This is a genomic window from Algoriphagus sp. (assembly GCF_046296635.1).
Taxonomy (GTDB): domain Bacteria; phylum Bacteroidota; class Bacteroidia; order Cytophagales; family Cyclobacteriaceae; genus Algoriphagus.
Genome location: NZ_JBKBKZ010000010.1, coordinates 74,807 through 101,444, shown reverse-complemented (window position 1 = coordinate 101,444; position 26,638 = coordinate 74,807). Strand labels below are relative to the sequence as shown.

At 40.4% G+C, this 26,638-nt stretch carries 23 protein-coding genes; 12 read left to right on the top strand and 11 right to left on the bottom strand.

The window, feature by feature from the left end:
• Positions 1–225: 225 nt before the first annotated feature.
• Positions 226–396: a hypothetical protein gene (locus tag ACK4HU_RS09570; protein ID WP_409806065.1), complete on the bottom strand. Its 171-nt coding sequence runs from the start codon at positions 394–396 to the stop codon at positions 226–228.
• Positions 397–466: 70 nt separating this feature from the next.
• Entirely contained in the window at positions 467–2,980 is a 2,514-nt protein-coding gene (locus ACK4HU_RS09565; RefSeq protein ID WP_409806062.1) for a lamin tail domain-containing protein, read from the bottom strand.
• A 130-nt stretch (positions 2,981–3,110) separates the two neighbouring features.
• Between ACK4HU_RS09565 and ACK4HU_RS09560 the strand changes: the two genes are divergently transcribed.
• Entirely contained in the window at positions 3,111–4,100 is a 990-nt protein-coding gene (locus ACK4HU_RS09560; RefSeq protein ID WP_409806059.1) for an aspartate-semialdehyde dehydrogenase, read from the top strand.
• Entirely contained in the window at positions 4,100–5,302 is a 1,203-nt protein-coding gene (locus ACK4HU_RS09555; RefSeq protein ID WP_409806056.1) for a class I SAM-dependent methyltransferase, read from the top strand. The genes ACK4HU_RS09560 and ACK4HU_RS09555 overlap by 1 nt, the downstream gene beginning before the upstream one ends.
• A gap of 231 nt (positions 5,303–5,533) precedes the next feature.
• On the opposite strand, the gene ACK4HU_RS09550 is transcribed toward ACK4HU_RS09555, so the two are convergent.
• The 4 genes from ACK4HU_RS09550 to carB all read right to left on the bottom strand — a co-directional run bounded on the left by ACK4HU_RS09550 (position 5,534) and on the right by carB (position 12,177).
• Positions 5,534–6,451 carry a DUF4249 domain-containing protein gene (locus tag ACK4HU_RS09550; RefSeq protein ID WP_409806054.1) on the bottom strand — a complete coding sequence of 306 codons (918 nt, stop codon included), beginning with the start codon at positions 6,449–6,451 and terminating at the stop codon, positions 5,534–5,536.
• Positions 6,452–6,453: 2 nt separating this feature from the next.
• Complete coding sequence (locus ACK4HU_RS09545) at positions 6,454–8,820, bottom strand: TonB-dependent receptor (protein ID WP_409806051.1); 2,367 nt, start codon at positions 8,818–8,820, stop codon at positions 6,454–6,456.
• A gap of 254 nt (positions 8,821–9,074) precedes the next feature.
• Complete coding sequence (locus tag ACK4HU_RS09540; RefSeq protein ID WP_409806048.1) at positions 9,075–9,332, bottom strand: DUF4834 family protein; 258 nt, start codon at positions 9,330–9,332, stop codon at positions 9,075–9,077.
• A 25-nt stretch (positions 9,333–9,357) separates the two neighbouring features.
• Entirely contained in the window at positions 9,358–12,177 is a 2,820-nt protein-coding gene (gene carB, locus ACK4HU_RS09535) for a carbamoyl-phosphate synthase large subunit (RefSeq protein ID WP_409806045.1), read from the bottom strand.
• A 282-nt stretch (positions 12,178–12,459) separates the two neighbouring features.
• On the opposite strand from carB, the gene ACK4HU_RS09530 reads away from it, so the two are divergent.
• Positions 12,460–13,134, top strand: a complete 675-nt coding sequence (locus tag ACK4HU_RS09530; protein WP_409806042.1) for a peptidoglycan DD-metalloendopeptidase family protein — start codon at positions 12,460–12,462, stop codon at positions 13,132–13,134.
• A gap of 12 nt (positions 13,135–13,146) precedes the next feature.
• Here the strand turns inward: ACK4HU_RS09530 and ACK4HU_RS09525 are convergent, their stop codons facing one another.
• Positions 13,147–13,785, bottom strand: a complete 639-nt coding sequence (locus ACK4HU_RS09525; protein WP_409806039.1) for a hypothetical protein — start codon at positions 13,783–13,785, stop codon at positions 13,147–13,149.
• A 138-nt stretch (positions 13,786–13,923) separates the two neighbouring features.
• Here ACK4HU_RS09525 and ACK4HU_RS09520 point away from each other — a divergent pair, with 138 nt between their 5' ends.
• Both ACK4HU_RS09520 and ACK4HU_RS09515 read left to right on the top strand, forming a co-directional pair.
• Complete coding sequence (locus tag ACK4HU_RS09520) at positions 13,924–14,178, top strand: type II toxin-antitoxin system Phd/YefM family antitoxin (RefSeq protein ID WP_409806036.1); 255 nt, start codon at positions 13,924–13,926, stop codon at positions 14,176–14,178.
• Positions 14,175–14,432: a Txe/YoeB family addiction module toxin gene (locus ACK4HU_RS09515; protein WP_409806033.1), complete on the top strand. Its 258-nt coding sequence runs from the start codon at positions 14,175–14,177 to the stop codon at positions 14,430–14,432. The genes ACK4HU_RS09520 and ACK4HU_RS09515 overlap by 4 nt, the downstream gene beginning before the upstream one ends.
• 49 nt (positions 14,433–14,481) lie before the next feature.
• Here ACK4HU_RS09515 and xerD read toward each other — a convergent pair whose 3' ends face one another.
• Positions 14,482–15,378, bottom strand: a complete 897-nt coding sequence (gene xerD, locus ACK4HU_RS09510; protein WP_409806031.1) for a site-specific tyrosine recombinase XerD — start codon at positions 15,376–15,378, stop codon at positions 14,482–14,484.
• 116 nt (positions 15,379–15,494) lie between these two features.
• On the opposite strand from xerD, the gene ACK4HU_RS09505 reads away from it, so the two are divergent.
• The 3 genes from ACK4HU_RS09505 to ACK4HU_RS09495 all read left to right on the top strand — a co-directional run bounded on the left by ACK4HU_RS09505 (position 15,495) and on the right by ACK4HU_RS09495 (position 17,424).
• Positions 15,495–15,983 (top strand): RNA polymerase sigma factor, encoded by a 489-nt coding sequence (locus ACK4HU_RS09505; protein ID WP_409806028.1) that lies wholly within the window; start codon positions 15,495–15,497, stop codon positions 15,981–15,983.
• Between the two features lie 203 nt (positions 15,984–16,186).
• Positions 16,187–16,525, top strand: a complete 339-nt coding sequence (locus ACK4HU_RS09500) for a hypothetical protein (RefSeq protein ID WP_409806025.1) — start codon at positions 16,187–16,189, stop codon at positions 16,523–16,525.
• A 101-nt stretch (positions 16,526–16,626) separates the two neighbouring features.
• The gene (locus tag ACK4HU_RS09495; protein WP_409806022.1) at positions 16,627–17,424 is read left to right on the top strand and encodes a hypothetical protein; all 798 of its coding nucleotides are present in this window, start codon (positions 16,627–16,629) and stop codon (positions 17,422–17,424) included.
• 132 nt (positions 17,425–17,556) lie between these two features.
• Here the strand turns inward: ACK4HU_RS09495 and ACK4HU_RS09490 are convergent, their stop codons facing one another.
• The 3 genes from ACK4HU_RS09490 to ACK4HU_RS09480 form a co-directional block, all read right to left on the bottom strand.
• Complete coding sequence (locus ACK4HU_RS09490; protein WP_409806020.1) at positions 17,557–17,733, bottom strand: hypothetical protein; 177 nt, start codon at positions 17,731–17,733, stop codon at positions 17,557–17,559.
• A 357-nt stretch (positions 17,734–18,090) separates the two neighbouring features.
• Positions 18,091–19,773 carry a DUF885 family protein gene (locus ACK4HU_RS09485; protein WP_409806017.1) on the bottom strand — a complete coding sequence of 561 codons (1,683 nt, stop codon included), beginning with the start codon at positions 19,771–19,773 and terminating at the stop codon, positions 18,091–18,093.
• A 558-nt stretch (positions 19,774–20,331) separates the two neighbouring features.
• Complete coding sequence (locus tag ACK4HU_RS09480) at positions 20,332–20,742, bottom strand: GxxExxY protein (protein WP_409806014.1); 411 nt, start codon at positions 20,740–20,742, stop codon at positions 20,332–20,334.
• Positions 20,743–21,032: 290 nt separating this feature from the next.
• On the opposite strand from ACK4HU_RS09480, the gene ACK4HU_RS09475 reads away from it, so the two are divergent.
• The 4 genes from ACK4HU_RS09475 to ACK4HU_RS09460 all read left to right on the top strand — a co-directional run bounded on the left by ACK4HU_RS09475 (position 21,033) and on the right by ACK4HU_RS09460 (position 26,529).
• Positions 21,033–21,920: an ABC transporter ATP-binding protein gene (locus ACK4HU_RS09475; RefSeq protein ID WP_409806011.1), complete on the top strand. Its 888-nt coding sequence runs from the start codon at positions 21,033–21,035 to the stop codon at positions 21,918–21,920.
• A gap of 9 nt (positions 21,921–21,929) precedes the next feature.
• Positions 21,930–25,574, top strand: a complete 3,645-nt coding sequence (locus tag ACK4HU_RS09470; RefSeq protein ID WP_409806009.1) for a M1 family aminopeptidase — start codon at positions 21,930–21,932, stop codon at positions 25,572–25,574.
• Between the two features lie 71 nt (positions 25,575–25,645).
• Positions 25,646–25,948, top strand: coding sequence for a DUF6922 domain-containing protein (locus ACK4HU_RS09465; RefSeq protein WP_409806006.1), 303 nt, complete (start codon positions 25,646–25,648; stop codon positions 25,946–25,948).
• A 41-nt stretch (positions 25,949–25,989) separates the two neighbouring features.
• Entirely contained in the window at positions 25,990–26,529 is a 540-nt protein-coding gene (locus ACK4HU_RS09460) for a nucleotidyl transferase AbiEii/AbiGii toxin family protein (protein ID WP_409806003.1), read from the top strand.
• Positions 26,530–26,638: the final 109 nt, after the last annotated feature.

Genomic DNA, 26,638 nt, shown 5'->3' with positions numbered 1-26,638 from the left:
GATTCTAATTGGATTGGTTCCCTAAAATACGTTGGTCTTTGAGAATTGCAAAAATTATAAAAGGATGTATTGATATAAGGAATTCTTAAACTGATCAATTAAAAAATTTGTGATTTACTACCCATTCATTATCAGATTATTACAAGGGTTCAATTTTGAAAGGATATTTCACAATTAAGAAAAAACATGATATAAATTATAAAAATCCGAGATAAAAAAAAGCTGTCAGGCGACAGCTTTTTCGGTTTGGCGCATTTTTTCTAAGCGCCTCTTTAATACCAACTGATCTGCATCAAGACCATGCTTCATTCTCAAATACTGTTGTACTTCTTTCAAGTCTTTACCGTCTCGAAGAACAAACTCTTGTAGGGCAATTGTAATTAGGTCACGGTTCATATTGTCTTGGGAAGGTTAAGATTAATGAAAATACTAAATTTTCTGGATTTTATACACTCGAAAAAGAATTTTAAAGTCGGGTCGCTACAACCATTGTCTTTTTAATGAGTTTAACCGCTCCAGTTGGTTCATAAAGCTCAACCACCAAAATATAATATCCTGCCCTGACCAATTTTCCAGTGGAGTCTGTTCCTGTCCAAGTAAGGAGACCTTCAGTACCCAAGATCTGATTTTGAGCTAAAGTCTGGATCAATTGACCCGCAGCAGAGTAAATTTTGAAACTTCCTATCCAGCCAGTCCTATCCAATTGATATCGTATACTGGTAAAAGCAGCACCGACACTTCCCTCAGGATCAAAAATTTCCGGATCAATCTGGATAATATTTGACTCAAATTCGAAATCAAGTGCTTGAGAATTCTTCCTTCCAGGAGTCGCATAATCTTCATTGCCAGAGGCAGATTGCCAATTTGATTTTACAGATGCTGGTGTTTTTGCTGAAATCCGTTCTAAGGAAACACCTTTAGAATCTCTTAATAATGGATGATGAAAATCAGGGTTATACTTAAAAATTTCCGCTATTTCTTCATTTGGGAAAAGCAAAACCACATTTCCCCCACCTATTGGATAGCTAGGCAAGGTGGGAATCTGAAGAAAATTCCCTTCCGAGGATTTGGGGTAAGTAAATTTCAGAGCATTCACATTTGTCGTAATTGCCAAATACGATTCAGGTGGCAAAATCAAACCCTGATTACCAAACACTCTTATCTGATCCGGTATTCCAGAAGAGTTGAGATTTGCCAAGGCCCAACCCTCCAAATTCAAATAGCTTTGACTTGTGTTCTTTAACTCCACGAACTTTGGATCACCAGTTCTTGGGTCTGCCAGTACTTCATTGATTATCAAATCCCCTTGCTTGGGGAAAATAGGATAAACTATTTCCTTGGATATCTCTTCCAAATCCTGCCCAAAACAATCACTCAGGCCCTTCAAAGTCAAATTGTAGATCAGGTTCCTTTCTGCAGTAGTATTTAAAAAGATAAGCAAATCTGTAGCTAGTGGGTAGCTCAAATTTTTAATATCAAGAAATGGAGCAAATTCCAGATTTTCGATCTTTAGATTAGGTAGTATCGGACTAGAAAATTTCACGAAAACTGTGAGCGAATCCCTGAAAAATGCAGTCTCAATTTTTGGAGTGGGTAATTCAATGGATTGATTGAAAATAGAGTTTTGGGCTCCGGGTGTGCCTCTGGATCTATCAACAGATCGACGCAGCAAAAAGGAATTATCACAAAGAAAAAAGGGATTTGGAACTTCCAGACTATATCCGCCATTTGCAAATTCACTACCGCCCCAAGAAGAAGTTGCATAAGAAATCCGATCAATCTGATCACCATTTGCTGATTTTAAAGAAATCTGATCTCCTGAATTCAGCAAAGTCGGCCAACTTTTCACAGGCAAAACACTCCCAAAGTTGGAAAATTGAAGGGCTTGATTTTCTGGTGCCAAAATCAAGTGGTCACCAGGACTGACCCAAAATTCACCTAAATTCGTCTCCGTTCTTGAATTGGCCAATTTTAATCCTTCTAGTCTAAATTCATTTTCCCCAGCATGGAAAATCTCTATGTATTCTACATTGGGTAAATCCTGATCTGCTCGAGGAGCTGGCATAATTTCATTGATGACCAGAGATTTTTCAGGAATAGCGGTAGGATCAAAGAAAGTGAAGTTGACGGTCGTGTCCTGAAGAAAATTCCCTTCCAAATCCGGAATCTGTCTAATGGTTAGGGGATAAGATTTTCCTGATTCCAGTTTTTGACCAAAAGTGATTATTGCTATTGAATCACTTCTCAATTGAGCCGAAATAGGGTTTTCACTCTCAATTACATATGCCAAAGTGAGAATTGAAAACACCGGATCCACTTTTTCCGAAAATTGAATTTGAACCGAATTAAAGTCATATCCCTTCACAGTATTGATTGTCGGAGGGGTCTCATCCATTTCAAGATCTCCAAACTCGAAATCATCCATAATCCATCGTGCCGCACTTCCTGATCCTGCTCCATACCGGATTTCCAAACTCAAAAACACCTCCTCAGAAGTCTTGTATTCTGGAGGTAGGTCTATTGAATATCTTCTGAAGTCTCGATTCTCATTTGCAAATTCCTGATCGGTACCAATTTGAATTGGTTGAGAAAAATCTCCTTCCAAACTTTCACCCAAAGAATAAAAAACCAAAGCTGGACGATTTCCACTGCCATTTTGGATAGTTTTCGCAAAAAAAACTAACTCAGGGTTCTTAAAGCCTGAAGGAATAAGCCTTACCCAAATCTTGCCGTCAAATGTACTGATCGGTTGAACTGCGAGTGCTTTACTTCCATTTCTGCCCTGACCGGAAATCTGGAAAATCCTTGCAGGAGTAGTTCTTACCTCATTACCGTACCACCCTGGGAGAAACTCTTCTGGGAAAGACAAAGCATCGAAATTCGCTTCGAAATCTTGCTTTTGAGCAAAGACATCCAATGTTCCCAATTCAAGAAAAAAGAGGGAAATGAACACTAACTTTCTTAAAAAGTGCTTTTTCATAAAAAAATGGATAAAAAGCCCTACCTAAATATATAAAATCAGTGGAAAATATTTCACCACAATCCTGAAAATGAACGGGTAGTCCTTACTTTTGCAGACTTAAATCTATCTAAACCTATTTTACATACACATGAAATTGGCTGTAGTAGGTGCAACCGGGCTGGTTGGCACCGAAATTCTCGAAGTGCTCGCAGAGCACAACTTTCCTTATACCGAACTTCTACTAGTCGCCTCAGAGCGGTCTGTAGGAAAACAGATTGAATATAAGGGTAAAAAACACACTGTAATCGGTCTGGCTGATGCAGTGGCAGCCAAACCAGAAATCGCCATCTTCTCTGCAGGCGGAAGTACATCCTTGGAATGGGCACCAAAGTTTGCAGAGGTAGGCTCTTTCGTCATAGACAATTCTTCTGCTTGGAGAATGGATCCAAGCAAGAAATTGATTGTGCCTGAGATCAACGCAAAAGAAATCACCCAAAACGATAAAATCATCGCCAATCCAAATTGCTCCACCATTCAAATGGTGATTGCATTGGAGCCATTGCGTCAGCGCTATGGTATCAAGCGAATTGTGGTATCTACCTATCAGTCTGTCACAGGTACTGGTAAAGCAGCGGTAGATCAAATGATGGCCGAGCGTGAAGGAAGAACCCCTGAAATGGTGTATCCTCACAAGATCGACATGAACGTACTTCCTCACATCGACGTGTTCCAACCAAATGGCTACACCAAGGAAGAAATGAAGATGATCAATGAGACCAAAAAGATTTTTTCTGATGATACTATTAAAGTAACTGCAACTACGGTTAGAGTCCCAACAATGGGAGGACACTCCGAAGCAGTGAATGTAGAGTTCAAAGAGGATTTTGATCTTGCTGAGGTTAGAAGCTTACTCGAGTCTGCTCCAGGTGTGATTGTCCAAGATGATCCTGCCAACTTCATCTATCCAATGCCCATCACTGCACATAAGAAAGATGAGGTATTTGTAGGTCGATTAAGAAGAGATGGGTCTCAAGCAAACACACTAAACATGTGGATTGTAGCAGACAACCTGAGAAAAGGAGCTGCTACCAATGCTGTTCAGATTGCTGAGTATTTGTTGGAAAAAGGACTCGTATAATGGATCTCAGCGAATTAAATAGCGCTGTATTCAGACAATTTGTGCAGGATCATCTAAGCGAAGATCCTGCACTTTTGCTTTTTAAGTATCAAGGAAAAGTCAATTTTGAACTCAATGCTGCAGTTCAACAAATTTCAGCAAGACAAAAAGCTGCTAAAAAACTTCCTGAATGGACCGCAAATCCTGCTGTGATTTTTCCTGCTTCCATTTCACTGGAGCAAAGTTCTTCTGAAGTAACGGCCAAGCACAAAGCTAAAAACCGTTTTGGATCACTGATGATCGACTTGACAGGTGGCTTTGGTGTGGATAGCTTTTACCTGAGTCAGGGATTTGAAAAGGCAATTTATTGCGAAAGACAAGCAGCGCTTTTCCAGATTTCAAAACACAACCTCGAGGAGTTGGAACCCTTGGAGGGTGTGAGCAGTAAATTTGAATTTTTTGAAGGAGATGGACTGGAATTTCTTCAAAAAACCAAATTGCATTTTGACCTGATTTATGCCGATCCGGCTAGAAGAGGAATGGGAAATCAAAAACTTTTCAAACTGCAGGAATGCGAACCCGATGTGGTGAGGGCTTGGGCTCTTTTGAAACAGAAAGCCGACCAAATTCTGCTAAAGGTTTCCCCCATGTTGGATTTGTCTCAGGCTTGGAGCGAGTTGCCGGACATCCAAAAAATCACTGTGGTGTCGGTGAAAAATGAAGTCAAAGAGGTTTTACTTTTTTGGGAAAAAGGCCAAGATGGTTCGGAGAGAAAGATAGAGGTTACGGATCTGGAAAGTAATCTCCCAGCGTTTGAATTTGAGCCGAAAGCGGAAGAAAACGCGATATCCAGGTTTGGAGAAGCAGAAAAATATTTGGTGGAGCCCTTGAGTGGAATCTTGAAAGCTGGAGCCTTCAGCCTTTTTGGAAAGCGGTTTGGACTTCGAAAGCTTGAGAAAAATAGTCACCTCTACACTGGAGATTCAATTCCGGATGAAATTCCAGCACGTGTATTTGAAGTCATCCAAGAGATTTCTCCTAAAAAGCATGAAATCAAAACCCTTTTCCCTTCAGGTAAAGTCAATGTAATCTGTCGCAACTATGTCACAGGAGCAGAAGAATTGAAGAAGAAATTGAGCTTAAAAGACGGAGGTGAGGACTTTCTGATAGGAACTGAAACCGGAAGTGGGTTTAAGGTTTTTTGGTGTAGGAGAGTAAAATAGTACAGTTCGGATTTTTTTATGAACTTCAAGAATCATTAAATCAATGGCTGAATGACCACTGAAGAAAAAGAAATTTTTAAAACAAAGTTGAAGTCAGCAATTCTCGATTCCTCAACTGATTTTCTTAAAATGAAGAAAAAGTTGGGTCAAAAAATCGTGACTACAATCGACGGAAAAATTGTGACTCGATCACCAGACTACTTTTTGAAAAAATTAAAAAAGTGAAGTTGATCAATCCTCCAAGAGGATTTTCAAGATTTTTGTATCGGTATTCCGTGCCTTCAAAATCCCCATTCCATTTTGAATATTGGTATAGACCAAAACAGGCTGTGACAGAAAATCTCCCCGATTGTAGTTCTGAAGTCCAACAGTCTCTTCATATCGGTAATATGACTCTGAAACATGCGAAAGGTTAATTGTCACCTCTAAGTCATAATCTCTAGGGAAAGTAGATCTAAAAACTATCTCCGAATCATTACCCGAAAGCAAAACATCATCGAATAACAACCCACTGTAAGTCCAGGAATTTCGCTCATAAGCAGGATTAACTGGTCTTGGATAGAGGTCTCCTGAATAAAAACTATTGGCTTGGGTGGTACTAGGCCCAAAATACCGTCCTTTTAACTCATAATAATTCTTTCCAGGAAGGTCATCAAATTTCACAGTAAATTCCAGCAAATCCTGGCTTGAAAAAGACTCATCCGGACCTAGGTTCCGATAAGATATTTCTTTGATCGCTACGCGAGCAGGAAATTGAACCTGACCACTTATCTCTTTAAACCCGTCGCTTTCCGCCAATATTTCATACTGCTCGTTGGGCTTAAAGTCATAGCCTGCCAAATAGTAATAAGCGAAAGATTCAATTGGATTGCTTTTGTCTATAAAACCAAATGGAAAAATAGCCCCGGCTTCGTTTTTAAGGAATACTTTTCCATTCTTCACATAGTCAAAACCATCGTATTCTCTTCCTTCAAGAATACTTCGGCTTTTAGTCAAAAACACCTTGACTGTATCATTCGATTCGATCAATGCATTCATCACCAATCGAGGTTCCTGTCCGGGTAGTTCTACCTCTAAAAACTGCTCACAACTCAAAATGATCGAGAGTAGGAGTACTAGTGGTATGCTGCTTTTAATTCTATTCGTCATTATCAAAATGTAAATCGGTAAGAAGCTGAAGGTACAATCGGGAACAGGCTAAATTGCCTCAATTGATTCCTCTGTAGGTCATAATTGTAGCTGATATCCATATAGAATGGATTCAACCTGCTGTAGACATTATAAATAGAAACATTCCAAGTGCGCTTTCCCCATTTCTTTTCTTTATGAAAATTGATTCCCAGATCCATTCTGTGGTAGCTTCTCATCTGGAAATTATTCCTTGACTCAAAGTAATCTACGTACAGGCCGCCAAAGCGCGTAAAACCATCAACTACTACACTTGTAGCATGTTGGTAGCGCTGAGTAGGCACAGTAATAAAATTACCGGTCCCAAAAACCCAGGTGCCGGATAGATCAATCCGATCTGACAACTGATGAACCGCCGTGACACTGATGTCATGTCTTCGGTCGTATCGAAACGGAAACCAGTCCCCAAAATTGATGTCATCAAATCTTCGTTCTGTTTTGGACAAAGTATAACCAATCCAGCCAGTGGTTTTTCCTATTTTCTTTTGCAAAAGCACTTCCAACCCATAACTTCTTCCTTCTCCTGAAGACACCTTATCCTGCCAATCAGAAGTGGTATTCAGAAAGGAAGCACCGTCCTGATATTCGATGACGCCCTGCATGTCCTTGTAGTAACCCTCCACACTTAACTCAAGTCCATAGCCCAACTTCCTGAAATAACCCGCAGCGACTTGCCAACTTTCCTGTGGACCAATTCGATCGGTAGAAGGCACCCAAAGATCAGTTGGCAAACCAAGTCCTGCATTAGTCAGCAAATGAATAAACTGGGCCATCTGCACATAGGAGACCTTAATCGAAGAATTGGGATCCAATAAATATCGAGCGGTAAAGCGTGGCTGTAGGGAAGTATAAGTTTTCACATCTGCCAAAAACCCCGAAAAATGTGCACCAACATTGAATTTGAAGCGATCTCCAACTGAGAAATCATCTTCCAAGTAAAGGGACATTTCTTGGCTATCTGATGGAGTTCCTCCTTCTCTGACTTCAGGCCTTTGATTCTCTTTGGAAGCAAATACTCCCGGAGTGAATCGATGATTGATCCACATTCCACCCCAGCGAATATAGTGGTCTGGATTTGGGATAAAGTCAAAGTCTGCTTTTACAGCAACATCACGAATCCCTGAGAAATAATCTGAGGAATAGAATTCCTGTTGTCGTTCAGCACCTTGAGTAGGAGTGAAACTACTCTCGTAATCAGAGAAAATCCTGAATTTGTATTGGGTGAAAGTACTCGTGAAATTAGCAAATAAACGCTGATTGAAGATGTGGTTCCAGCGCACGGCTGCAATGTTATTTCCCCAACCCAAGCCGGCCTCTTCCTCGCTGACATTTACTCCATCAGTTCTATTCCAAGTGTTCTTGTACTTCGAATAAGCGACATCCTGCCCTCCATAATAACTGAGATAAAGGCGATTTTTCTTGTCAAAAATGTGATTCACTTTGGCATTAAGGTCATAGAAAAAATAGCCGACATCCTCATTTCCCCCGGTGGATTTTCGGATTATCGGCCTTGCTATCATATCCAAGTAGGTTCTCCTCCCAGAAAACAAGAAAGAAGTTTTATCCTTTTTGATAGGGCCTTCAAGCGTAATTTTCGAAGCGATCAACCCAATACTTCCCTCTCCTTTGAATTCCTTCATATTTCCTTCTTTCATGGAAATGTCAATCACCGAAGAGAGTCTTCCTCCATATCTGGCAGGAAACCCGCCTTTGATCAGTTCGACATTATTGATAGCACCGTCATTGAAAACCGAGAAGAAACCGAATAAATGTGAGGCATTATAGACTGGAACACCATCCAGCAAAATCAAATTTTGATCCGGGCTTCCTCCTCTTACATACAAGCCTGATGTACCCTCAGATCCAGACTGCACACCTGGAAGAAGTTGGATTACTTTGAAAATATCTACCTCACCCATCAGCGCGGGCAGGTTTTTGATTTCACGAAGTGGCACATTGATCGATCCCATCTGGGTACTCTCCTGAATGGGGTCCGATCGTTCACCTTCGATGACTACCTCCTTCAGTAATCCAGAAGGCTTCAACTCTACAGTTATGAGTGTGTCTTTTTGCAGTTTCAGCGACAGCAATTCAGGCTCATAGCCCACATAGCTGAAAACCAACTCTACTTCTTTTTCAAATGAGGAATAACTGAAAAACCCATAATTATTTGTAATCGCTCCTTTTTGGTTTTTCTTATCAAAAATATTAACTCCAATTAGGGTTTCACCTGTATCACCATCTTTTACTGTACCACTGATTGAGATTTTTTGAGCAAAAAGGCATAGCGAAAGAAAACTAAGGGAGATTGTTAATAAAAATATTCGCATTGGTAATCAACTTATTTTTTGGCGAAGATACTAGAAGGAAGGAGAGTTTATCAATGATAATTGTTAAAAAAACTATGCATAATCAAATCTACCCTCACCTGACTTTTGAAAATCAGTTTGAGGATGTTTTTGGTCAAAAACAGTTCTTCTCATTTGGTGAAAATAAACTTAACGCCATGAAAGGAAAAGACCTGTCAGGTTTTGAAAACTTGACAGGTCTGTTTTGCGAAGACTTTCAGCAAAAAAGTGAAGGATTATTCCTTCACTTCTTCGTAATCGACGTATTCACCGCCTTCGATATCTTTTTTCCGTTTTTCGATTTCTTCCCTGGGGATAAAATCCACATTCACCGAATTTTTGGGCCTTGAAGCCTGCTGCTGAGCGCGTTGTTGCTCCATATCAGCCTCATTCACTTGCCTTGCAAACTTGGCCAGTTTGGTTCGAAGAAAATAGCGGATGAGTTGGCCCAAAAGCCAACCCACTCCAAGGATTATGATGAGAAATTTTATCAAAGCTTTTAAAGTTTTTAGGTTTGGATTACCTACTCAAATAGAGATTTCTCTCAGCATAGATTTTAAGGAAATAATCATCCATCAAGTCGTCTATGAAGTAGATCGCCTCTCCGGTTGATTTCATTTCAGGTCCAAGTTCCTTGTTTACATTTGGGAATTTATGGAAAGAAAACACAGGTTCTTTGATGGCATAACCTTTTTTCACAGGTTTGAATTCAAAGTCAGTCACCTTATTTTCTCCTAGCATCACCTTTACGGCATAATTTACATAAGGTTCTTGATAAGCTTTGCAGATAAATGGCACCGTACGTGAAGCTCTTGGATTTGCTTCAATGATATACACCTTGTCATTTTTGATCGCAAACTGAATGTTGATCAAGCCTACTGTTTTCAAAGCCAAGGCTATTTTCTTGGTATGAACCTCGATTTGTCTCATCACCAAGTCGCCCAAATTGTATGGAGGTAATACGGCATATGAATCTCCGGAGTGAATTCCCGCAGGCTCGATATGCTGCATGATTCCGATGATGTAGACATTTTCTCCATCACAAATCGCATCAGCTTCTGCTTCAATTGCATTTTCCAGGAAATGATCAAGCAGAATCTCATTATTTGGTATATCTCTCAAGACATTCACGACGTGCTGCTCAAGTTCCTTCTCGTTGATCACGATCTTCATTCCTTGACCACCAAGCACATAGCTTGGTCGAACCAACAGCGGAAAGCCAATTCTCTTACACAACTCAAGTGCTTCGTCTGTATTGTGAATTGTGCCAAACTCAGGATATGGGATGCCTAGATCCTTTAAAAGCGTGGAGAATCGACCACGATCTTCAGCTAAATCCAATGCTTCAAAGCTGGTTCCGATGATTTTGATTCCATATTTATCGAGCTTTTCAGCTAATTTCAATGCCGTCTGACCGCCTAGCTGAACGATGACTCCAATAGGGTTTTCCTGAAGGATAATTTCGTAGATATGCTCCCAGAATACCGGTTCGAAGTAAAGCTTGTCTGCAATGTCAAAGTCAGTAGATACTGTTTCCGGATTACAGTTGATCATGATGGTCTCGTAGCCGCACTCTTTCGCAGCCAAAACACCATGGACACAGGAGTAGTCAAATTCAATTCCTTGGCCCACTCGATTTGGACCTGATCCCAAAACGACCACTTTTTTCTTCTCTGATCTTACAGATTCATTTTCTTCTCCGAAAGTAGAATAGTAATAAGGGGTCTTTGCTTCAAATTCAGCTGCACAGGTATCGACGAGTTTGTACACCCGCTTGATTCCCATATCGGTGTATCGCTTGTTGAAAACCTCACTTTCCAGACAATCCAGTAAATGAGCGATCTGACGATCAGCGTAACCTTTTTTCTTCGCCAAATCCATCAATTCAACTGGAATTGTATCGATTTTATGTTTGGAAATCTCTGCTTCCAGATGAACTAGTTCTTCAATTTGTCTCAAGAACCACTTATCGATTTTTGTCAAATCGTGGATTGTTCTGAAGGAAATACCAAGTTTGAAAGCGTCATAAATATGGAACAATCTGTTCCAGCTTGGATTGGCAAGAGAGTAAAGAATCTGATCCTGATCTTTCAGCTCTTTCCCGTCTGCTCCTAAACCATTTCGTTTGATTTCGAGCGATTGACAAGCTTTTTGCAAAGCTTCCTGGAAGTTCCGACCGATTCCCATCACTTCACCCACAGACTTCATGGAAAGCCCTAATCTCTTATCAGAACCTTTGAATTTGTCAAAGTTCCAACGAGGAATTTTTACGATTACATAATCAATCGTGGGTTCAAAAAATGCAGTGGTAGTTCCGGTTATCGAATTTGACAACTCGTCCAAATTGTAGCCAATGGCCAATTTGGCTGCTACTTTGGCTATTGGATATCCAGTAGCTTTGGAGGCCAAAGCAGATGATCTTGAAACGCGTGGGTTGATCTCAACACCGATGATTATCTGATTATCCGGACTTATCGCAAACTGCACATTACATCCTCCGGCAAAAGTCCCGATGCTATTCATCATCGTGATCGCATGATTTCTCATTTTCTGAAAGACCGTATCAGGAAGTGTCAATGCTGGTGCAACGGTAATTGAATCTCCTGTATGCACTCCGCAAGGATCAAAATTTTCGATAGAACAGATCACGATCATGTTCCCAATATTATCCCGCATCACCTCAAGCTCATATTCCTTCCAGCCCATGATACTTTGCTCGATCAGCACTTCGTGAACTGGAGAAGCCTGAAGGCCTGCAACGAGGTACTTTTCGAAGTCTTCTTCCTTCTCCACAAAAGCTCCACCCGCACCTCCAAGGGTGTAGGATGCTCGGATAATTAGAGGAAAACCTATTTCTTGCGCTATTTCTTTTCCTTGGAGAAAAGAAGTGGCAGTACTTCCTTTACATACACTGACGCCAATTTTTTCCATCAGCGCTTTGAATTTTTCACGATTTTCGGCAGTATCGATCGCATCGATATCGACACCGATCATCTTTACTCCAAACTTTTCCCATATTCCTGCTTTATCGCAATCAATGGCAAGATTCAGAGCAGTCTGGCCACCCATCGTCGGCAATACTGCGTCGATATCCGGGTGATCTGTCAGAATTTTTTTGATGGATTTCTTATCCAGAGGAAGCAGGTAAACATTGTCTGCAGTGACTGGGTCAGTCATGATCGTCGCTGGATTGGAATTAATCAGCGTCACGATGATGCCTTCTTCACGAAGAGAACGAGCGGCCTGAGAGCCTGCATAGTCAAATTCGCAAGCTTGACCGATGACAATGGGACCTGAACCGATGATGAGAATGTGTTTGATGCTACTATCTTTTGGCATTACAAGGTGGGATAGAGAGAGAGAAAATACTTACGTCCAAATTGGCGCAAATTTAGAAAAATTATCCAAAGGAGAAAGGATTAAAGCAGAAGTATAAAGGCAGAAAGCTGAAAGACGGTTCCTGGAAAGTTAAAATGGGCCTTTAAAGTAAGCGGGCAAGCATAATTAATGGGGTAGTTCAGAATTCTATGAATCCTTAAATTTTCAGATTTCTGAATTTGGCTTTTTGAATTTTAGATATTACATGCAAAGACTGAAAGTTGATTTCATACTTTTGAATTAATGAATTGGACCGACTTTGACTTCTTCCCAATCATGGGAGAAGAACTAACCACAGAAAACACGCTGAAGCTCGATTTTACGGAAAACAACGATGAATTGAAATCTGTCGACATTTCAACTACTGAAGTATTTAATCGATACGTTTTCGATCAGTTAAACGACGAAAACAAAAAATTAGGGATTGGAGGATATCTGGAAAAAAGGGCCATTTATCGAAGAAGTGAGGTCTTTGCCACAACAGATTCAGATTTCAGAAACATCCATCTTGGCATAGATATTTGGACGGAGGCTGGATCGCAGATTTTTGCGCCGCTGAATGGGAAAATCCACAGTTTTCAGGACAATGTAGGTTTTGGAAACTATGGCCCGACGATCATTTTGGAGCATGAACTTGAAGGGAAAAAGCTTTACTCTCTTTATGGACACCTTTTTCAAAATGACTTAGTCCGCTTGGAAGTTGGAAAAGAATTCAAAGCAGGAGAATTACTTTGCCATGTTGGTCCATTTCCTGAAAACGGAGATTGGCCTCCACACTTGCATTTTCAATTGATGTGGGATTTGGGAGAAAATTGGGGAGACTATCCGGGAGTAGCAGCTGAGAAAGACCTTAGATTTTATGCTGAAAATTGCCCTGATCCAAATTTGATTTTGAGGTGCCCTTGTCTGGATTCTTAAATTTCGGTTTTCTTAACAAGCACACTGCTTTGAAAGAAAGTCAACACCCTTTCTGACACCTTTTTGAATTACTCTTGATAGGGTTGCGAAATTCCAATAATCCAAGCCTCCGTCTTTATCGGGTTTGCTGAAGCCGGAATTTTTGGAAACTACAGTATTGTCTGAGACGATTTCTCCTGAAGAAACTTCAATAAGAGCAATCCTGAGTATTGCACTCACTTCCATGTCAGGAACCGGATCAAGTGCAAAAGCTTCTTGTTCGGTTTGGTAGGACCAACCCTCCCCTTCCCGAGTGGGCCCTAATGAAAGGCCTAAAAGGTAGGAATAACCCAGTTCAAATTGGATTTTAGCTCGTTGGAATGGATCGTTTAAATCCTGAATTCCAGCTTTGAGCAATTCGTAATCGAGTTGGTCGTACAGCTCAATTCGCTCATAACCCTTAGCTCTTAAGTCAGCCAGAATCTGCCGTTCAAGCTGGTTTTTCTGTGCGACACTGAGTTTTCGAAAACTTGGTTCCCAAGCCAAAGGAAGCAACAAAATTCCATCTTCTGGATTGAGGCAAATAGTACAACTACGCGAAGTATATATTTTGGATTTGGTGCAGGAAGCAAAAAAGAGTAGTGAAAATAAAAGGGGGATAAGCTTATTCATCAATGAGATTATAATTAAACAAACACGATGATAGGTGATTTAGGTTTAGTTTTTTAGATCATGAATTGAGGAATTTCAAATTCATTAAACTTTACAAAGTTATGTACATATATTTGTACATATAAATTATCTTTTATTATGATCACTACCACATTATCCGACTTTAGAAAAGACATCAAAAATTATTTTGATCGAGTCACACAGAACTTTGAAACCTTGATTATAAATCGAGGTAAGGATAACGGTGTGGTCATCATGTCTTTGACTGAATACAATTCTTTACAAGCCACACAACACGAATTATCTTCCCGAGAAAATGAACGAAGACTTGACTCAGCCATTGAAAAGTTAAAATCGGGGACTTCCTTTTCTAAAAACTTGATCGAAGAATGAAACTGGTATTCGTTGATGAATCGTGGGAAGATTATCTTTTTTGGCAAAGGACCGACAAGAAAAAGCTTAAACGAATCAACGATTTGATAAAGGATATTGCCAGAAACCCTTTTGATGGAATAGGAAAACCTGAACCACTTAAACACAAATATTCAGGTTTTTGGTCGAGAAGAATTGACGAAGAACACCGACTTATCTATCAAGTCAAAGGCGAAGAAATTTTGATTGCAAAATGCAGATTTCATTACGACTGATCTCAAAATATGCGAAATCCGCAATTCGAAATCCGAAATCCGAAATTCCCTATTTTCTCGGATGAAAATCAGTCAAAATCTGCCGCAAATAATCCCGATCCAAATGGGTGTAAATCTCAGTAGTGGTGATGCTTTCATGGCCGAGCATTTCCTGAACGGCTCGTAAATCAGCACCTCCTTCGATCAAGTGCGTCGCAAAAGAATGTCTAAACGTATGCGGACTGATATTTTTTTTAATTCCTGCTTGAATAGCAGTCTTTTTTATAATCAAAAAAACCATCACTCGGGTAAGTTTTTGACCACGGCGATTTAGAAAAACAAATTCTTCATGTCCCTTCGTTGGAGTCTGATGCACCCGAACTTCCTCCTGATAGATTTTGAGATATTTCAGCGCATCTTTTCCCACCGGAACCAGCCGTTCCTTGTTTCCTTTTCCAACAACCTTCAAAAAGCCGATTTCAGTAAAGATCTGACTCTTTTTAAGCTCCACAAGCTCGCTGACCCGTAGGCCGGAACTGTAAAGCATCTCGAGCATCGCCCGATTTCGATGGCCTTCCGATTCCCCAAGTGGAATGGCTTCAAGCAAAAGTTCGATTTCCTGAAAACTTAACGTATCCGGAAGTTTCCGACCAAGCTTTGGTGCTTCGAGAAGTTGGGCCGGATCTTCCTTGATTTTGTCCTCATACATCAGAAAGCGATAGAAAGCCTTGATTCCGGAAATGATTCGGGCTTGAGAAAAAGCCGAAATTTCCAAAGCAGCTAGGGCATTAACAAAGCGGCGAAGATGCTCCAATTCCAATTCCAATGGACTTTTTCCTACAAATTCTCTTTCCGAAAAAGCAGCTAACTTCTCCACATCGCGGGTATAAGCTTCAATGGAATTTTCGCTCAGCGATCGCTCCAGTTTGAGATGATGACGAAATTGTTTGATGAGTTGCTGCCACATGATGTTGTAAAGTTGGAATGTTGCCGCAACCTTTCAACCTTTCCGCCAGGTAACTTTTCAACTTTTTTTAAAAACTTGTCATATAAACACAGGGTCTTTCCGATTAACTAGTGTAAATGAATCAAAGCCAGCTCGAAACTTTACTCCGACAGCACCATCGAGAAGCCTATATATGGGCAAGACAATGCTGTGGGTTTGATGGAGAAATGGCAAAAGATGTGGTGCAAGTGGTCTATCTCAAAATTCTTGAAGGCCAAGCAAAGCTGAACCATGATCGGAATGCAAAAACCTGGTTGTTTTCGATCATCCGATTTACTGCGATAGATGAATTGAGGAAAACTGGAAAGTGGAGCAGCATTGAGAATGAACCTGAGTTGGTTTTTGAAGACATAGAATTAGATGAAACTAATTATGAAGGATTGATCAGAAGACTTCCAAAAATGCAGCAGGAAGTCATGTTGATGGTTTTCTATCACGATATGACTTTGGAGCAAACGGCCGAGGTTCTACAATTGCATATTGGGACGGTTCGCACACATTACGAGCGAGGGAAGAAAAGATTGAAGGAGTGGATTGAGTTTCAACGGAAAACAGAAATAAAGTAATTAAGGCAGTTGAGACACTGCCTTCGGCGAAGAGATTAAAGGAATAGATTGAGTTTCAGCGAAAGACTGAAATGAAGTAATTCCGTTAGTGAAGACATGATGTCGGCGGAAGAAATTTAAAAAACGGCAGTGGAGACAAGCCTCGGGCGAAAATGATATGAGGTTTTTATCCCGAAAGCCTTCGGAACTGAAGGAATCAACCAATGCAAAAAAAGAAAATTATGACTCAAGATAAAGACAGAGAATTGAAGGCTTTCTTTCAAGGTATGAAAGAAAAAGATAGAGAGATTCTTATTCCAGAATTTCCTGAGTTAGTAAAAACTAGATCACTGAACTGGTGGATCCCTCTTGGGATCGCTGCTTCACTAACGATTGGTTTTTTCCTTTTACCAAAGGAAAACATCATTGCTGATCCACCCGCAGAAGTAATCATCATCACACTGCAGCAAGGCGAAAATCAGGAACAGCAAATTCTCATCGAAGAAAAGACTTATCTGGAAACCTGGGAATCACCTACTTCCTCTTTATTAGCTGAATACTGATGTGGATGGATTACCGATGCTTCGACTACGCTCAGCACAAGTGACCGAAGAAAACTAAACCAACTTATTATTAAAACACAAATCTGATAAACCGAAAAATCATGATAAAAAGAATCCTTTTCCTGCTCTTTTTCCTGACTGCAAGTCTTGCCAATGCGCAAGACATGTTTCAGGAATACCTTTACTCCGCTGACCTAGTCATGAAAAACAGAGAGAAAATATCTTTGACTGACGATCAGGCCAACAAAATCAAGAAGATCCATAGCACTAATGCAGCTGATTTCAGCACCTTGAAATGGGATCTGGATGCGGAAACCGAAAAATTGAAAAAGTTATTGGCTCAATCCAAACCTGACCCTGCGGCTGTTACCAAACAAATGGACCTTGTCCTGAATCTGGAAAATCAATTGAAGAAAAAGCAACTTTCCACATTGGTGGCGATAAAAAATGAGCTGACTGAAAATCAGCAAAAAACCTTAAAGTCCACAAAAAACTGGACCGTTTACGGAACAACCAATATACCCTCAAATATTTCCCCAACCCTTCAATCTACTAGCCCAAAATATAGAGTAGGAACTAGTACGAGTGTCAAAGGAATAGCCTCAGTTAAAGGATCTGAGAGCGGTTATTTTACTAGTAAAGTTAGTCCTGAAGGAGATGTTACAATTTACCCAGATGGAGGCAAAATTTACTTTCAGCCAGACCCATCTAAGGAGAACACAAATCCTATTTACTATACAAAAAACAAAAATGGAACTTTTGAACAAGTGTTTGATGTGCAAAGTATCGATCCAAAAAACATAGAAAGCCTTGAAGTCCTAAAAGGTGAAACAGCTTCGATTCGCTTTGGAGAAAAAGGTAAAAACGGGATTATTATTTTTACACTGAAAGATAAATAAAACGAACTCCGTTTGGAAAACTAAATCTTCATAATGGTTAAGTTTAAAAGGAAAAAGAAGGCTGATTCGGCCTTCTTTTTTTTTATGATTTCATCCTAGAGGGATTCATTTTTGTTGGGAAAAAGTCCGTTTCTATAACTTCATAGACTTCTTTTTCAGCCATTCCTGATTTGATCTTGCAAATTCATCGATAGTTGAAACTTCACCTTTTTCTATTGATTCCAAAGAATCCTTTAATCTCTCCTCCATTTCTGCCTGAATAATAAGATCCTCAAATCTCTCAAGCGTGGAAGATTTATCAATTTTCATGACTCGCTGAATCAAATTAAGTTTCAATTTTTCGACTGTCACTGTTCTATTCTCTTAAATGGGTTTTCTCGAATTTCGCTTTTTTTTAATTGAAATAGCTGATAAATAATATTAGTATTCGGAACGTTGAACTTAAGAGGATTTTCTCAAAATAACCTTTGAAAAATCCTCCTAAGCCCCCTTTGGAAAAGGGGAAGATGCACCGTTTTGAACTTCAATCCTAAACTTTGAAGGTTGACATGTATTTATGGGGTTATACATAATAAAAAATGAGAAACCAGCATCGATTTAGATTTTCTTCATGAAAAAATCAGTGAAAATCTGTGCCCTTTTCTGCGGAAATCTGCGGGAAATACATTATTCCAAAAACCTCCAACTCGCCTTATGATTTTTGTCCAAAGGTTTGCCCGTGACTTTGGATCTCAAAATCTCAATCGGCATCGCATTTTGGGACATGATAAGATCGTGAAATTCCTTTTCGCCCATTTTACCGGAATCCACCATTTCAGCTCGCATCGAATAGATCTCCAACGCACCGATCATATAAGCGATCTGATAAAGCGGACCGTAATTTCCTTCAAATGAACGTCTGACTTCCGCCTCAGCATTGGCATATTCATGCCCCACTTTATCTACCAAGAGGTCAATGCATTCCTGAGGAGTCATTTTACCCAAGTGATAATTAAGGGAGAAAATAATCCTTGCGCAGCGGTGCATTCTCCAGAATAGCATTCCTACTTTGTCTTTGGCATCCCGTGGAAAATCCCGGTCCCAAAGCACAAACTCCCAATACAGCGCCCAACCTTCGGTCCAAAATGGTGTTGCGAACATTCGCCGATGTGTCATCACCCGCTGATTCATAAACTGCTGGAGATGATGCCCTGGAATCAATTCGTGTTGAACAGTCGCTCGCGAAAAATGTGGGTTATTTCCACGCATGGACATCATCTTTTCCTCGTGGCTCATCTCGGAAGTTGGGTAGGAAATCTGAATCACTTCACCGCCCAAGAAGAACGGACTTACGCGCTGCCGCTCCGCAGAAATCATCGTAGTTCGCCAAGTTTCTTTGGCTAATTCAGGTATAGTGAGCCAATCATTTTTCTCCATAATTTCGATGGCTTCTTCGCCCAATCTCGCCACTTCCTCCGGCCATGCACCAGCTGGCAGGTAGGTGTTTTTCACCATCTCCAAGGCCGCTTTCCAATCATTTCCAAAACCCAATTCGTTGGAAGCTTTGAGCATTTCTTTTTCGCACCAAGCAAATTGCTTCTCCGCTTCTTTGATCAATTCTTCCGGTGAATAAGCGATCATTTCAAAGGCCAATTGCTTTTCCAAGGCTTCTCTGCCGATAGGCTTGCCGATGATACCACTGCCATCATCTTTCACCGAATTGGTGTAGTGCTCACGCAATCCTTTGGCATACCCTTTCATACTCGCATCCAGTTTTTTCCAAGGTTCAGGCATCCACCAAGTGAATTCAGGATCGTAGTCGAAGTAAAAATCATAGGCTTCTTTGGTCACTCGATTTAAACTTTCCACCGCAGATGCCGCTAAGTCCGCTTTCTGCCAAGAATCATATTTGGATAAAGCGGGCAAAGCTTTCAATTGCGCATCTACTGATTTGGATACCTGATTCCATATGGCAGCCAATTCCTGAGAGTTGGGTTGCTTGGCTCGTCTTCTTGCTATGACAAAATCCTCCAAAGGTTTACCAAAACCGATCACCGACTGCACATCGACAAATGCCCGTTTTTCCAAATCCAAAGTCGCCAGTTCCTTTTCCAAATAATTGCGAAAAAGCACGTAATCGATCTTTCCATCTTCAGAGAGAGCATCATAGTTCTGAGCTTGGAGACTTTTCAAATAATCCTGATTGAAGGATTCCATTCGTGAAAAATATTCTGCTGATAGACGATTGGTGTACAAACGGGTCAGTGCACCACGATCGGCTTGATAAGTGGTGATGAGATTGACCAGTTCAGTAGCCTCTGCCAAGAACGAACAGAAAACAAGGAATAATAAAAGCGGTATTTTTTTCATTGGATTTATATTCTAAAGCGAGATAGTGACTGAATATAAACTTATAATATTCTGAGACTTCAAAAAAACTTAATGATTTCAATGGCAAAAATCCTGTGTGACTATTTTAAACAACATATTCACATAATTAAATACAGCAAAAAGCTTTAAGCCTTCAAAAACTATGTGCTCCTATATACCTATGTGGTGATTCAAATTTGAGTGGCTCTTGAAAGGTTCTTTTTAAAACAACATAGTCACATAGTAACACATAGCGCAAAAGGTTAGAGCCTTCAAAAACTATGTCCTCCTATGAACCTATTTGGTGAAGCAAATTTGAGAGCCTCTGGAAAGATTCTTTAAGACAACATAGTCACATAGATAAATATAGCGCAAAAGCTTTAAGCCTTTAAAAACTATGTGCTCCTATGTACCTATGTGGTGAATCAAATTTGAGTGCCCCTGGAAAGGTTCTTTTATAAACAACATAGTCACATAGTAAAAACATAGAGGAAAAGCTCTGAGCCTTCAAAAACTATGTGCTCCTATGTACCTATGTGGTTAAAAAACCCTAGAATCTCACCAAAGTGATTCGTAATACTTATTCACAAAAGTTTTTTGCCCTTGATGAAAGAGGTTCATGACATTGAAATTCAACAAGATTCCTTTAGGGATTTTGAGCAAATTCATGTAGTTGATTACCTGTGCTTCATGGATAGGTAGAATTTCAGAAACCGCTTTGATCTCCACAACAATCAGATTTTCAACAAAAAAATCACATCGAAATTGGCCTACAATAGTGTGGTTTTTGTACGAAAACGGTAATTCTAATTCCTGTTGGAAAGAAAGTTCACGCTCAGCCAACTCTATAGCAAGACACTTTTGGTAAACACTTTCTAAAAACCCGGGGCCCATATGACGATGAACTTCTATCGCTGCTCCAATGATTTGATAGGATAAATCATCAACTTCTTTTCTCGACGTTTTCATATGACTCGATTTAAAAAGGATTCTAAAATTTCTCCAGTAAGCTATGTTATCTATGTGACTATGTGGTTGTATGAAGCTTTTGACGTTCGATCAATTTTATTAATAATTTTTCTAAAAGCTCGTGACCATCAGAGGAAATTCTGCATCTAACTACTGGAAACTGCAATTATCCTTTTTTAAGAAAGGTCTTTAGAATCATATTCTTATATTCAAAATGCAAAAGTTGAGCGATCGATGAATTGCTTTTTATTGAATCCTTTTTCCAACCTGACACTGTAACCCTTTTATCTATGGAATTAATTATTAAAAATCTCTCCAAAACCTACGCAAATGGAGTGAAAGCACTAAACGACATTTCTCTGACTGTCCCTCAGGGAATGTTTGGACTTCTTGGGCCAAACGGTGCCGGCAAATCCACACTGATGCGAACCATCGCCACACTTCAGGATGCAGATTTTGGATCGATCACACTCGATGGAATTGATGTATTGAAAGAAAAACAAGCGGTTCGTGAACGTCTGGGTTATTTACCGCAAGACTTTGGACTTTATCCTCGGATCAACGCTGAGACGATGCTAGACCATATTGCTCAGATGAAGGGAATCGGTAATAAATCCGAGCGAAAAGAACTCGTAGCTTCACTTTTACAAAAAGTAAATTTATTTAAAGACCGAAAAAAAGGACTCGGCACATTTTCCGGCGGGATGCGTCAGCGATTTGGAATTGCCCAGGCTTTGGTCGGAAATCCTTCCCTCATTATCGTGGATGAACCAACGGCAGGTTTGGATCCATCTGAACGTAATCGCTTTTACAACCTTCTTTCAGAAATTGGAGAAAACACCATCGTGATTCTTTCCACACACATTGTAGAAGATGTCAATACCCTTTGCTCCAACATGGCCATCATCTGCATGGGCGAGGTACTGATGCAGGGGAAACCGAAAGAAGGTCTCTCGATTGTGCAGGGGAAAATTTATAAAAAAGCGATCGATAAAAGTGACCTCGATAAATACCGCAAAGACTATCATGTCATCTCAACTAAATTGATCGAAGGAAAGCTCAGCTTAAGAATAGAAAGTGATGAAGATCCAGGAAATGGATTTGTCCCAACTCCTGCAGATTTGGAGGATGTGTACTTTAGTTTTATTTCCAAAAAAGTAGATCCAATCACGATTTAAGCCTCAGCTATGTTTAAAGACATCTTTTTATTTGAGCTGAAATACAGGTTCAGCCGACCGGCCACCTGGATTTACTTCGCTTTGTTGACGATCGTCCCACTTCTGTTAATTGGATTTGGGAATACGCCTGCTTCGGAAAAAGTCTTTCACAACTCTCCGATCGTTATCGCCAATTTATTGGTTTTGGTATCCCTGTTTGGGATTTTGATTGCATCTGCCGTGATGGGAGTTCCGCTATACAGAGATTTGGAGCACAAGACTGGAACCTTTCTTTTTAGCTACCCTATTGGGAAGTTTGGCTACTTTATGGGTCGGTTTTGGGGGTCTTTTTTCGTGCTCCTTTTTATCTCCTTGGGAGCCTTGCTCGGTATTTACCTAGGAAGTTTACTCGGCCCACTTTTCGGGACGGATGCAGATCGATTTGGTCCAAATTCCCTGATCAATTACCTCCATCCATGGTTGACATTGGTGGTGCCAAATCTATGGTTGGCTGCCTCGCTATTCTTCGCACTTATTATTTTCACACGAAACATCCGATCCATCTACTCAGGTGGTATCGTGATTTTCATTGGATATCTACTGTCAAATTTTCTCGCTCAGGATATCGAAAACAAGGATTTGGTTCAGCTTCTGGATCCTTTTGCTTTGAATTCTTTTGATATCCAAACTCGCTATTTGACCCCATTTGAGCAAAATAGCTTTTTGCTTTCGGTAACTGGAAATCTGCTTTTGAACAGAATTATTTGGGTTTCTGTAGGATTAGCATTCTTTCTTGCTTCCTACTTCAGATTCAGTTTTACTTACTTCTTTCAAACTGTCAAGAAAAAACTCTCTTCGAAAACTGACAACGAAACAGCTCCTGTAGGATTGCTGAAGCGAGTAATGCCTGACTTCACGGCAGATTATCAGTGGAAAAGTTTCATTACCCTGACCAAAATTGAGGTTCAAAATGTGCTGAAAGATGTGTACTTCCGCTCGATTTTATTGGGAGGAATGATCTTCCTCGTGCTTGATTTCTGGATCGGGAACACGATTTACAGTGTATCGAATTTGCCCTCCACCTCTTTCTTGATGGAATACAAAGGTTACGACTACATGCTTTTTGTATTCATTATCATTGTGTTTTTCACTGGAGAAGCTTTGCATCGGGATAAGTCTACAGGCTACTCAGTGATCAACGATACCTTCCCGGTTAAAGATGGAGTGGTAATCGCCTCAAAGTTCTTTGGAATGGCGTTTATCTGTTTGGTTTTAACGACGCTTCCAATTGTAGTTGGACTTTTGGTACAGACGCTAAAAGGCTATTTCAATTACAATATCTCAGTTTATCTGATCGACAGCTACCTGATTTCTTTACCTGATTTCCTTCAAATGGTGATGCTGGTTTTTGCGGTTCACTTGGTGGTCAACAACAAATTCGCTGGACATGCCGCTGCCATTGGAATCTGGGTGGTGATGATCATTTTGAGAAATTTCGCGGATTACAACTTCAACTTGTTCTTCTTTAGCTATAAGCCAGGCTACACCTGGAGTGACATGAATGGCTTGGGACACTTTGCAGAGCCTTTGATTTGGTTTAATATCTATTGGACGGCATGGGGAATTTTTTTGGTATTGTTCTTCAGTATCTTCTTTAGCCGTGGCATAGAGGATTCCTGGAAAAGCAGAATTAAAACTGCCAAATCCAGATTGGGAAATCCAGCACCAAAGTTATCATTTGCATTTTTAGCTATCGCGCTGCTTACGGGGGCATACATATACAATTCGGTAGTCTATGAAAACGGCTATTTGACCTCCGACGAAGGCAAGGAAAGATCCGTAGCTTATGAACAGCAATTGAAAAAATATGAACGAATTCCGCAGCCAAAAGCTACTAAAGTCAACATCAAGGCAGACTTATTCCCGGTGGAACGGGCTGCATATTTCGAGGCTCAGGTTCAGATGGTTAATAAAACTGACAGTCCTATCGACTCGATCCACTTCAATAGCTCAGATTTAAGCAATTTTAAAGTGCTCTTGGACGGAGATACTCTTACCTATCGATTCCCGCTGGAATATAAGCCAAGGAAGTTTCAGATTTTTGGCAAAAAGCCAGAACGCGAATGGTATAAAATTACCGCATTGCCTCAGGCGATGATGCCTGGAGACACCTTGGACTTTGTCATAATCAGTGAAAAAATCTATTCAGGATTTCCCAATTCCGGATATGGTCGAGAGATCGTTTACAATGGCACTTTCTTCAGTGGTGGAGTTCCTGAAATAGGATATTCTGCGAGCTCTGAAATGAACAGTGATGAGGACCGCAAGAAATATGGACTTCCTCCTAAGCCTGAAGATCTGCCGGAACATCGGGATCCCTATGGTGAAAGGACCCTGCTATTCGTTGATGATGCGGATTTCATCCAGTTTGAAGCGGTGGTCAGCACGATCCCGAATCAGATCGCAGTCGCACCTGGTTATTTAGAGCGAGAATGGGAAGAAAACGGCAGGCGTTATTTCCATTACATTCAGGACACTCCCATTCAAGCCTTTTTCACGTTTGTTTCGGCAGAATACGAGGTCTTGAAAGATGAGGCAGCCATGCCTGATGGAAGCAAAGTGAACATTGAAATCTTTCACCATCCCAAACATAAATACAACTTGGATCGAGGTCTCCAAGCCTATCAAGACGGGATCACGTATTTTTCGGAAACTTATGGAGATTTCCAATTTCGGCAAATGCGATTAATGGAATTCCCTCGGTATGCAAATTTCGCTCAATCTTTTCCAAATACTGTTCCTTTCGCTGAGAGCTTCGGATGGGTGGCGGATTTCAAAAGTCCGGATGATTTTGATTACGTCTATTTTGTAACTGCTCACGAACTTGCACATCAGTGGTGGGGGCATCAGATTACACCGAATTATACTAGAGGTTCAAATTTGATTTCGGAAGCATTGGCAGAGTACTCTGCCCTGATACTGACTGAAAGAAGATACGGTAAGGACAATATGAAGCGGTTTCTCAAGGATGAACTCGATCGCTACCTTTCTGGAAGATCCAATGAAGGCAAAAAGGAAAACACTTTTATCAACTGTAACCGACCTTATCAATGGTATTACAAGGGAAGTTTGATTCTCTATGGACTTCAGGACTTGATCGGACAAGAGTCGATGGATTCGGCTTTATTTGCTTTCAATCAGGAATTCGGACTGAAAGAAACCCCTCCTTTCCCGGGAAGCTATGATCTATACCGGCATCTCGATGCAGTCACTCCCGACAGTTTGAAATATTATCTGGATGATACATGGAACAAAATCACGCTGTATGACAACAAAGCCGAGGAAGTTCAGGCCAAGCGAATCACAGATGGGGAGTATGAAATCACGCTGAAAGTTAAATCCCAAAAACTCTATGCAGATGAAACGGGCAGAGAAGAAAACGCCCAATACGAAGCCGATTACATGGATATTGGCGTCTTCGCTGCTGAGGATAAAGATGAAAATGGACGAACTCGTGTGAATCCATTGTATATCCAAAAACATAAAATCAAACCGGGACAATCGACCATCACGATCAAAGTCAAGGGCGAACCTGTCAAAGCAGGGATCGATCCTTACAATAAGCTTATCGACCGATTGCCGGATGATAATACGATAGCAGTTGTAATCAAATAAGCCAAAAGCCCTGAAGAAATTCGGGGCTTTTTTATTTTGAATACTGTAAATTTGATCAAAGTCCTTAAGTCATGGAGCAAAAAGAAAAACCTGTGTTTCACAAGCGCATCTTCTGGGATGTGAATTTTGAAAATCTCGATTATGCTAAAAAATACAAATTTGTCATCGAGCGGGTATTTGAGCGCGGTGATGTGCCTGACATCCGCAATTGCCGAAGGTATTATGGAGATGAGTTGGTGGCTGAGGTGCTGCTGAATGCGAAGTTCCTTTCTATAATGACCATGTACCTCGCTGCTGCTGTAATTGACCGACCTATTGAAGATTTCAGATGCTACACACTCAGACAGTTGAACCCGGAACTCTTTCCTTACTAGAAGAGCTTTGCCAGATTCCGTGCCTTCAAAACTTTGGTCTAGTGGGCGGGACCGCTTTATCCTTAAAATTTGGGCACAGATTATCGATTGATGTGGATTTTTTCTCTTTCGAAAAATTCGAAAATGAGCCTTTGGTTGAGGAATTGAGAAAGCATTTCGGAGGTCGATTGGAAATTAGAACAAGCCCCCCTTGGTTTGGCATTTTTTGTTTTATCGATGGAATAAAAGTCGACATCGTTCGGCATCCTCATCCACTTATTGGTGCTGTTGAAACGATAGAAGGTATTCGGTTTTTTTCAAATCAAGACATTATGGCAATGAAGATCCAAGCGATTTTAGGTCGTGGCAAAAAGAAAGATTTCTGGGATATTGCCGAATTACTCCATCACTATTCAGTAAATGATTTTATCAAGCATCATAAAGAAAAATACAGCACCCAAAACCTTTTGATTTCCATTCCACAAGTGATGGTTTATTTTCAAGATGCTGACGAAGATGAGGATCCTGTGAGTCTCAAAGGCCAAACTTGGAAAAAAATCCAAAGAAGCATTCAAAAGAAAATTGCAGAACACCTAGCCTAATGACCTATTTTTATTAATACTTTATGATTATCCGCTTCTATGCCAAAAAATGAAAAATTGGAATTTTCCTTAATAACAAATTACCAGGCCCTCTTCGGTCTTCGGTCTC

Bases quoted from the DNA above. Each gene is read 5' to 3' on its own strand.
- ACK4HU_RS09570 (WP_409806065.1), bottom strand. From the start codon at position 396: ATGAACCGTGACCTAATTACAATTGCCCTACAAGAGTTTGTTCTTCGA.
- ACK4HU_RS09565 (WP_409806062.1), bottom strand. From the start codon at position 2,980: ATGAAAAAGCACTTTTTAAGAAAGTTAGTGTTCATTTCCCTCTTTTTT.
- ACK4HU_RS09560 (WP_409806059.1), top strand. From the start codon at position 3,111: ATGAAATTGGCTGTAGTAGGTGCAACCGGGCTGGTTGGCACCGAAATT.
- ACK4HU_RS09555 (WP_409806056.1), top strand. From the start codon at position 4,100: ATGGATCTCAGCGAATTAAATAGCGCTGTATTCAGACAATTTGTGCAG.
- ACK4HU_RS09550 (WP_409806054.1), bottom strand. From the start codon at position 6,451: ATGACGAATAGAATTAAAAGCAGCATACCACTAGTACTCCTACTCTCG.
- ACK4HU_RS09545 (WP_409806051.1), bottom strand. From the start codon at position 8,820: ATGCGAATATTTTTATTAACAATCTCCCTTAGTTTTCTTTCGCTATGC.
- carB (WP_409806045.1), bottom strand. From the start codon at position 12,177: ATGCCAAAAGATAGTAGCATCAAACACATTCTCATCATCGGTTCAGGT.
- ACK4HU_RS09530 (WP_409806042.1), top strand. From the start codon at position 12,460: ATGAATTGGACCGACTTTGACTTCTTCCCAATCATGGGAGAAGAACTA.
- ACK4HU_RS09525 (WP_409806039.1), bottom strand. From the start codon at position 13,785: ATGAATAAGCTTATCCCCCTTTTATTTTCACTACTCTTTTTTGCTTCC.
- ACK4HU_RS09520 (WP_409806036.1), top strand. From the start codon at position 13,924: ATGATCACTACCACATTATCCGACTTTAGAAAAGACATCAAAAATTAT.
- ACK4HU_RS09515 (WP_409806033.1), top strand. From the start codon at position 14,175: ATGAAACTGGTATTCGTTGATGAATCGTGGGAAGATTATCTTTTTTGG.
- xerD (WP_409806031.1), bottom strand. From the start codon at position 15,378: ATGTGGCAGCAACTCATCAAACAATTTCGTCATCATCTCAAACTGGAG.
- ACK4HU_RS09505 (WP_409806028.1), top strand. From the start codon at position 15,495: ATGAATCAAAGCCAGCTCGAAACTTTACTCCGACAGCACCATCGAGAA.
- ACK4HU_RS09500 (WP_409806025.1), top strand. From the start codon at position 16,187: ATGCAAAAAAAGAAAATTATGACTCAAGATAAAGACAGAGAATTGAAG.
- ACK4HU_RS09495 (WP_409806022.1), top strand. From the start codon at position 16,627: ATGATAAAAAGAATCCTTTTCCTGCTCTTTTTCCTGACTGCAAGTCTT.
- ACK4HU_RS09490 (WP_409806020.1), bottom strand. From the start codon at position 17,733: ATGAAAATTGATAAATCTTCCACGCTTGAGAGATTTGAGGATCTTATT.
- ACK4HU_RS09485 (WP_409806017.1), bottom strand. From the start codon at position 19,773: ATGAAAAAAATACCGCTTTTATTATTCCTTGTTTTCTGTTCGTTCTTG.
- ACK4HU_RS09480 (WP_409806014.1), bottom strand. From the start codon at position 20,742: ATGAAAACGTCGAGAAAAGAAGTTGATGATTTATCCTATCAAATCATT.
- ACK4HU_RS09475 (WP_409806011.1), top strand. From the start codon at position 21,033: ATGGAATTAATTATTAAAAATCTCTCCAAAACCTACGCAAATGGAGTG.
- ACK4HU_RS09470 (WP_409806009.1), top strand. From the start codon at position 21,930: ATGTTTAAAGACATCTTTTTATTTGAGCTGAAATACAGGTTCAGCCGA.
- ACK4HU_RS09465 (WP_409806006.1), top strand. From the start codon at position 25,646: ATGGAGCAAAAAGAAAAACCTGTGTTTCACAAGCGCATCTTCTGGGAT.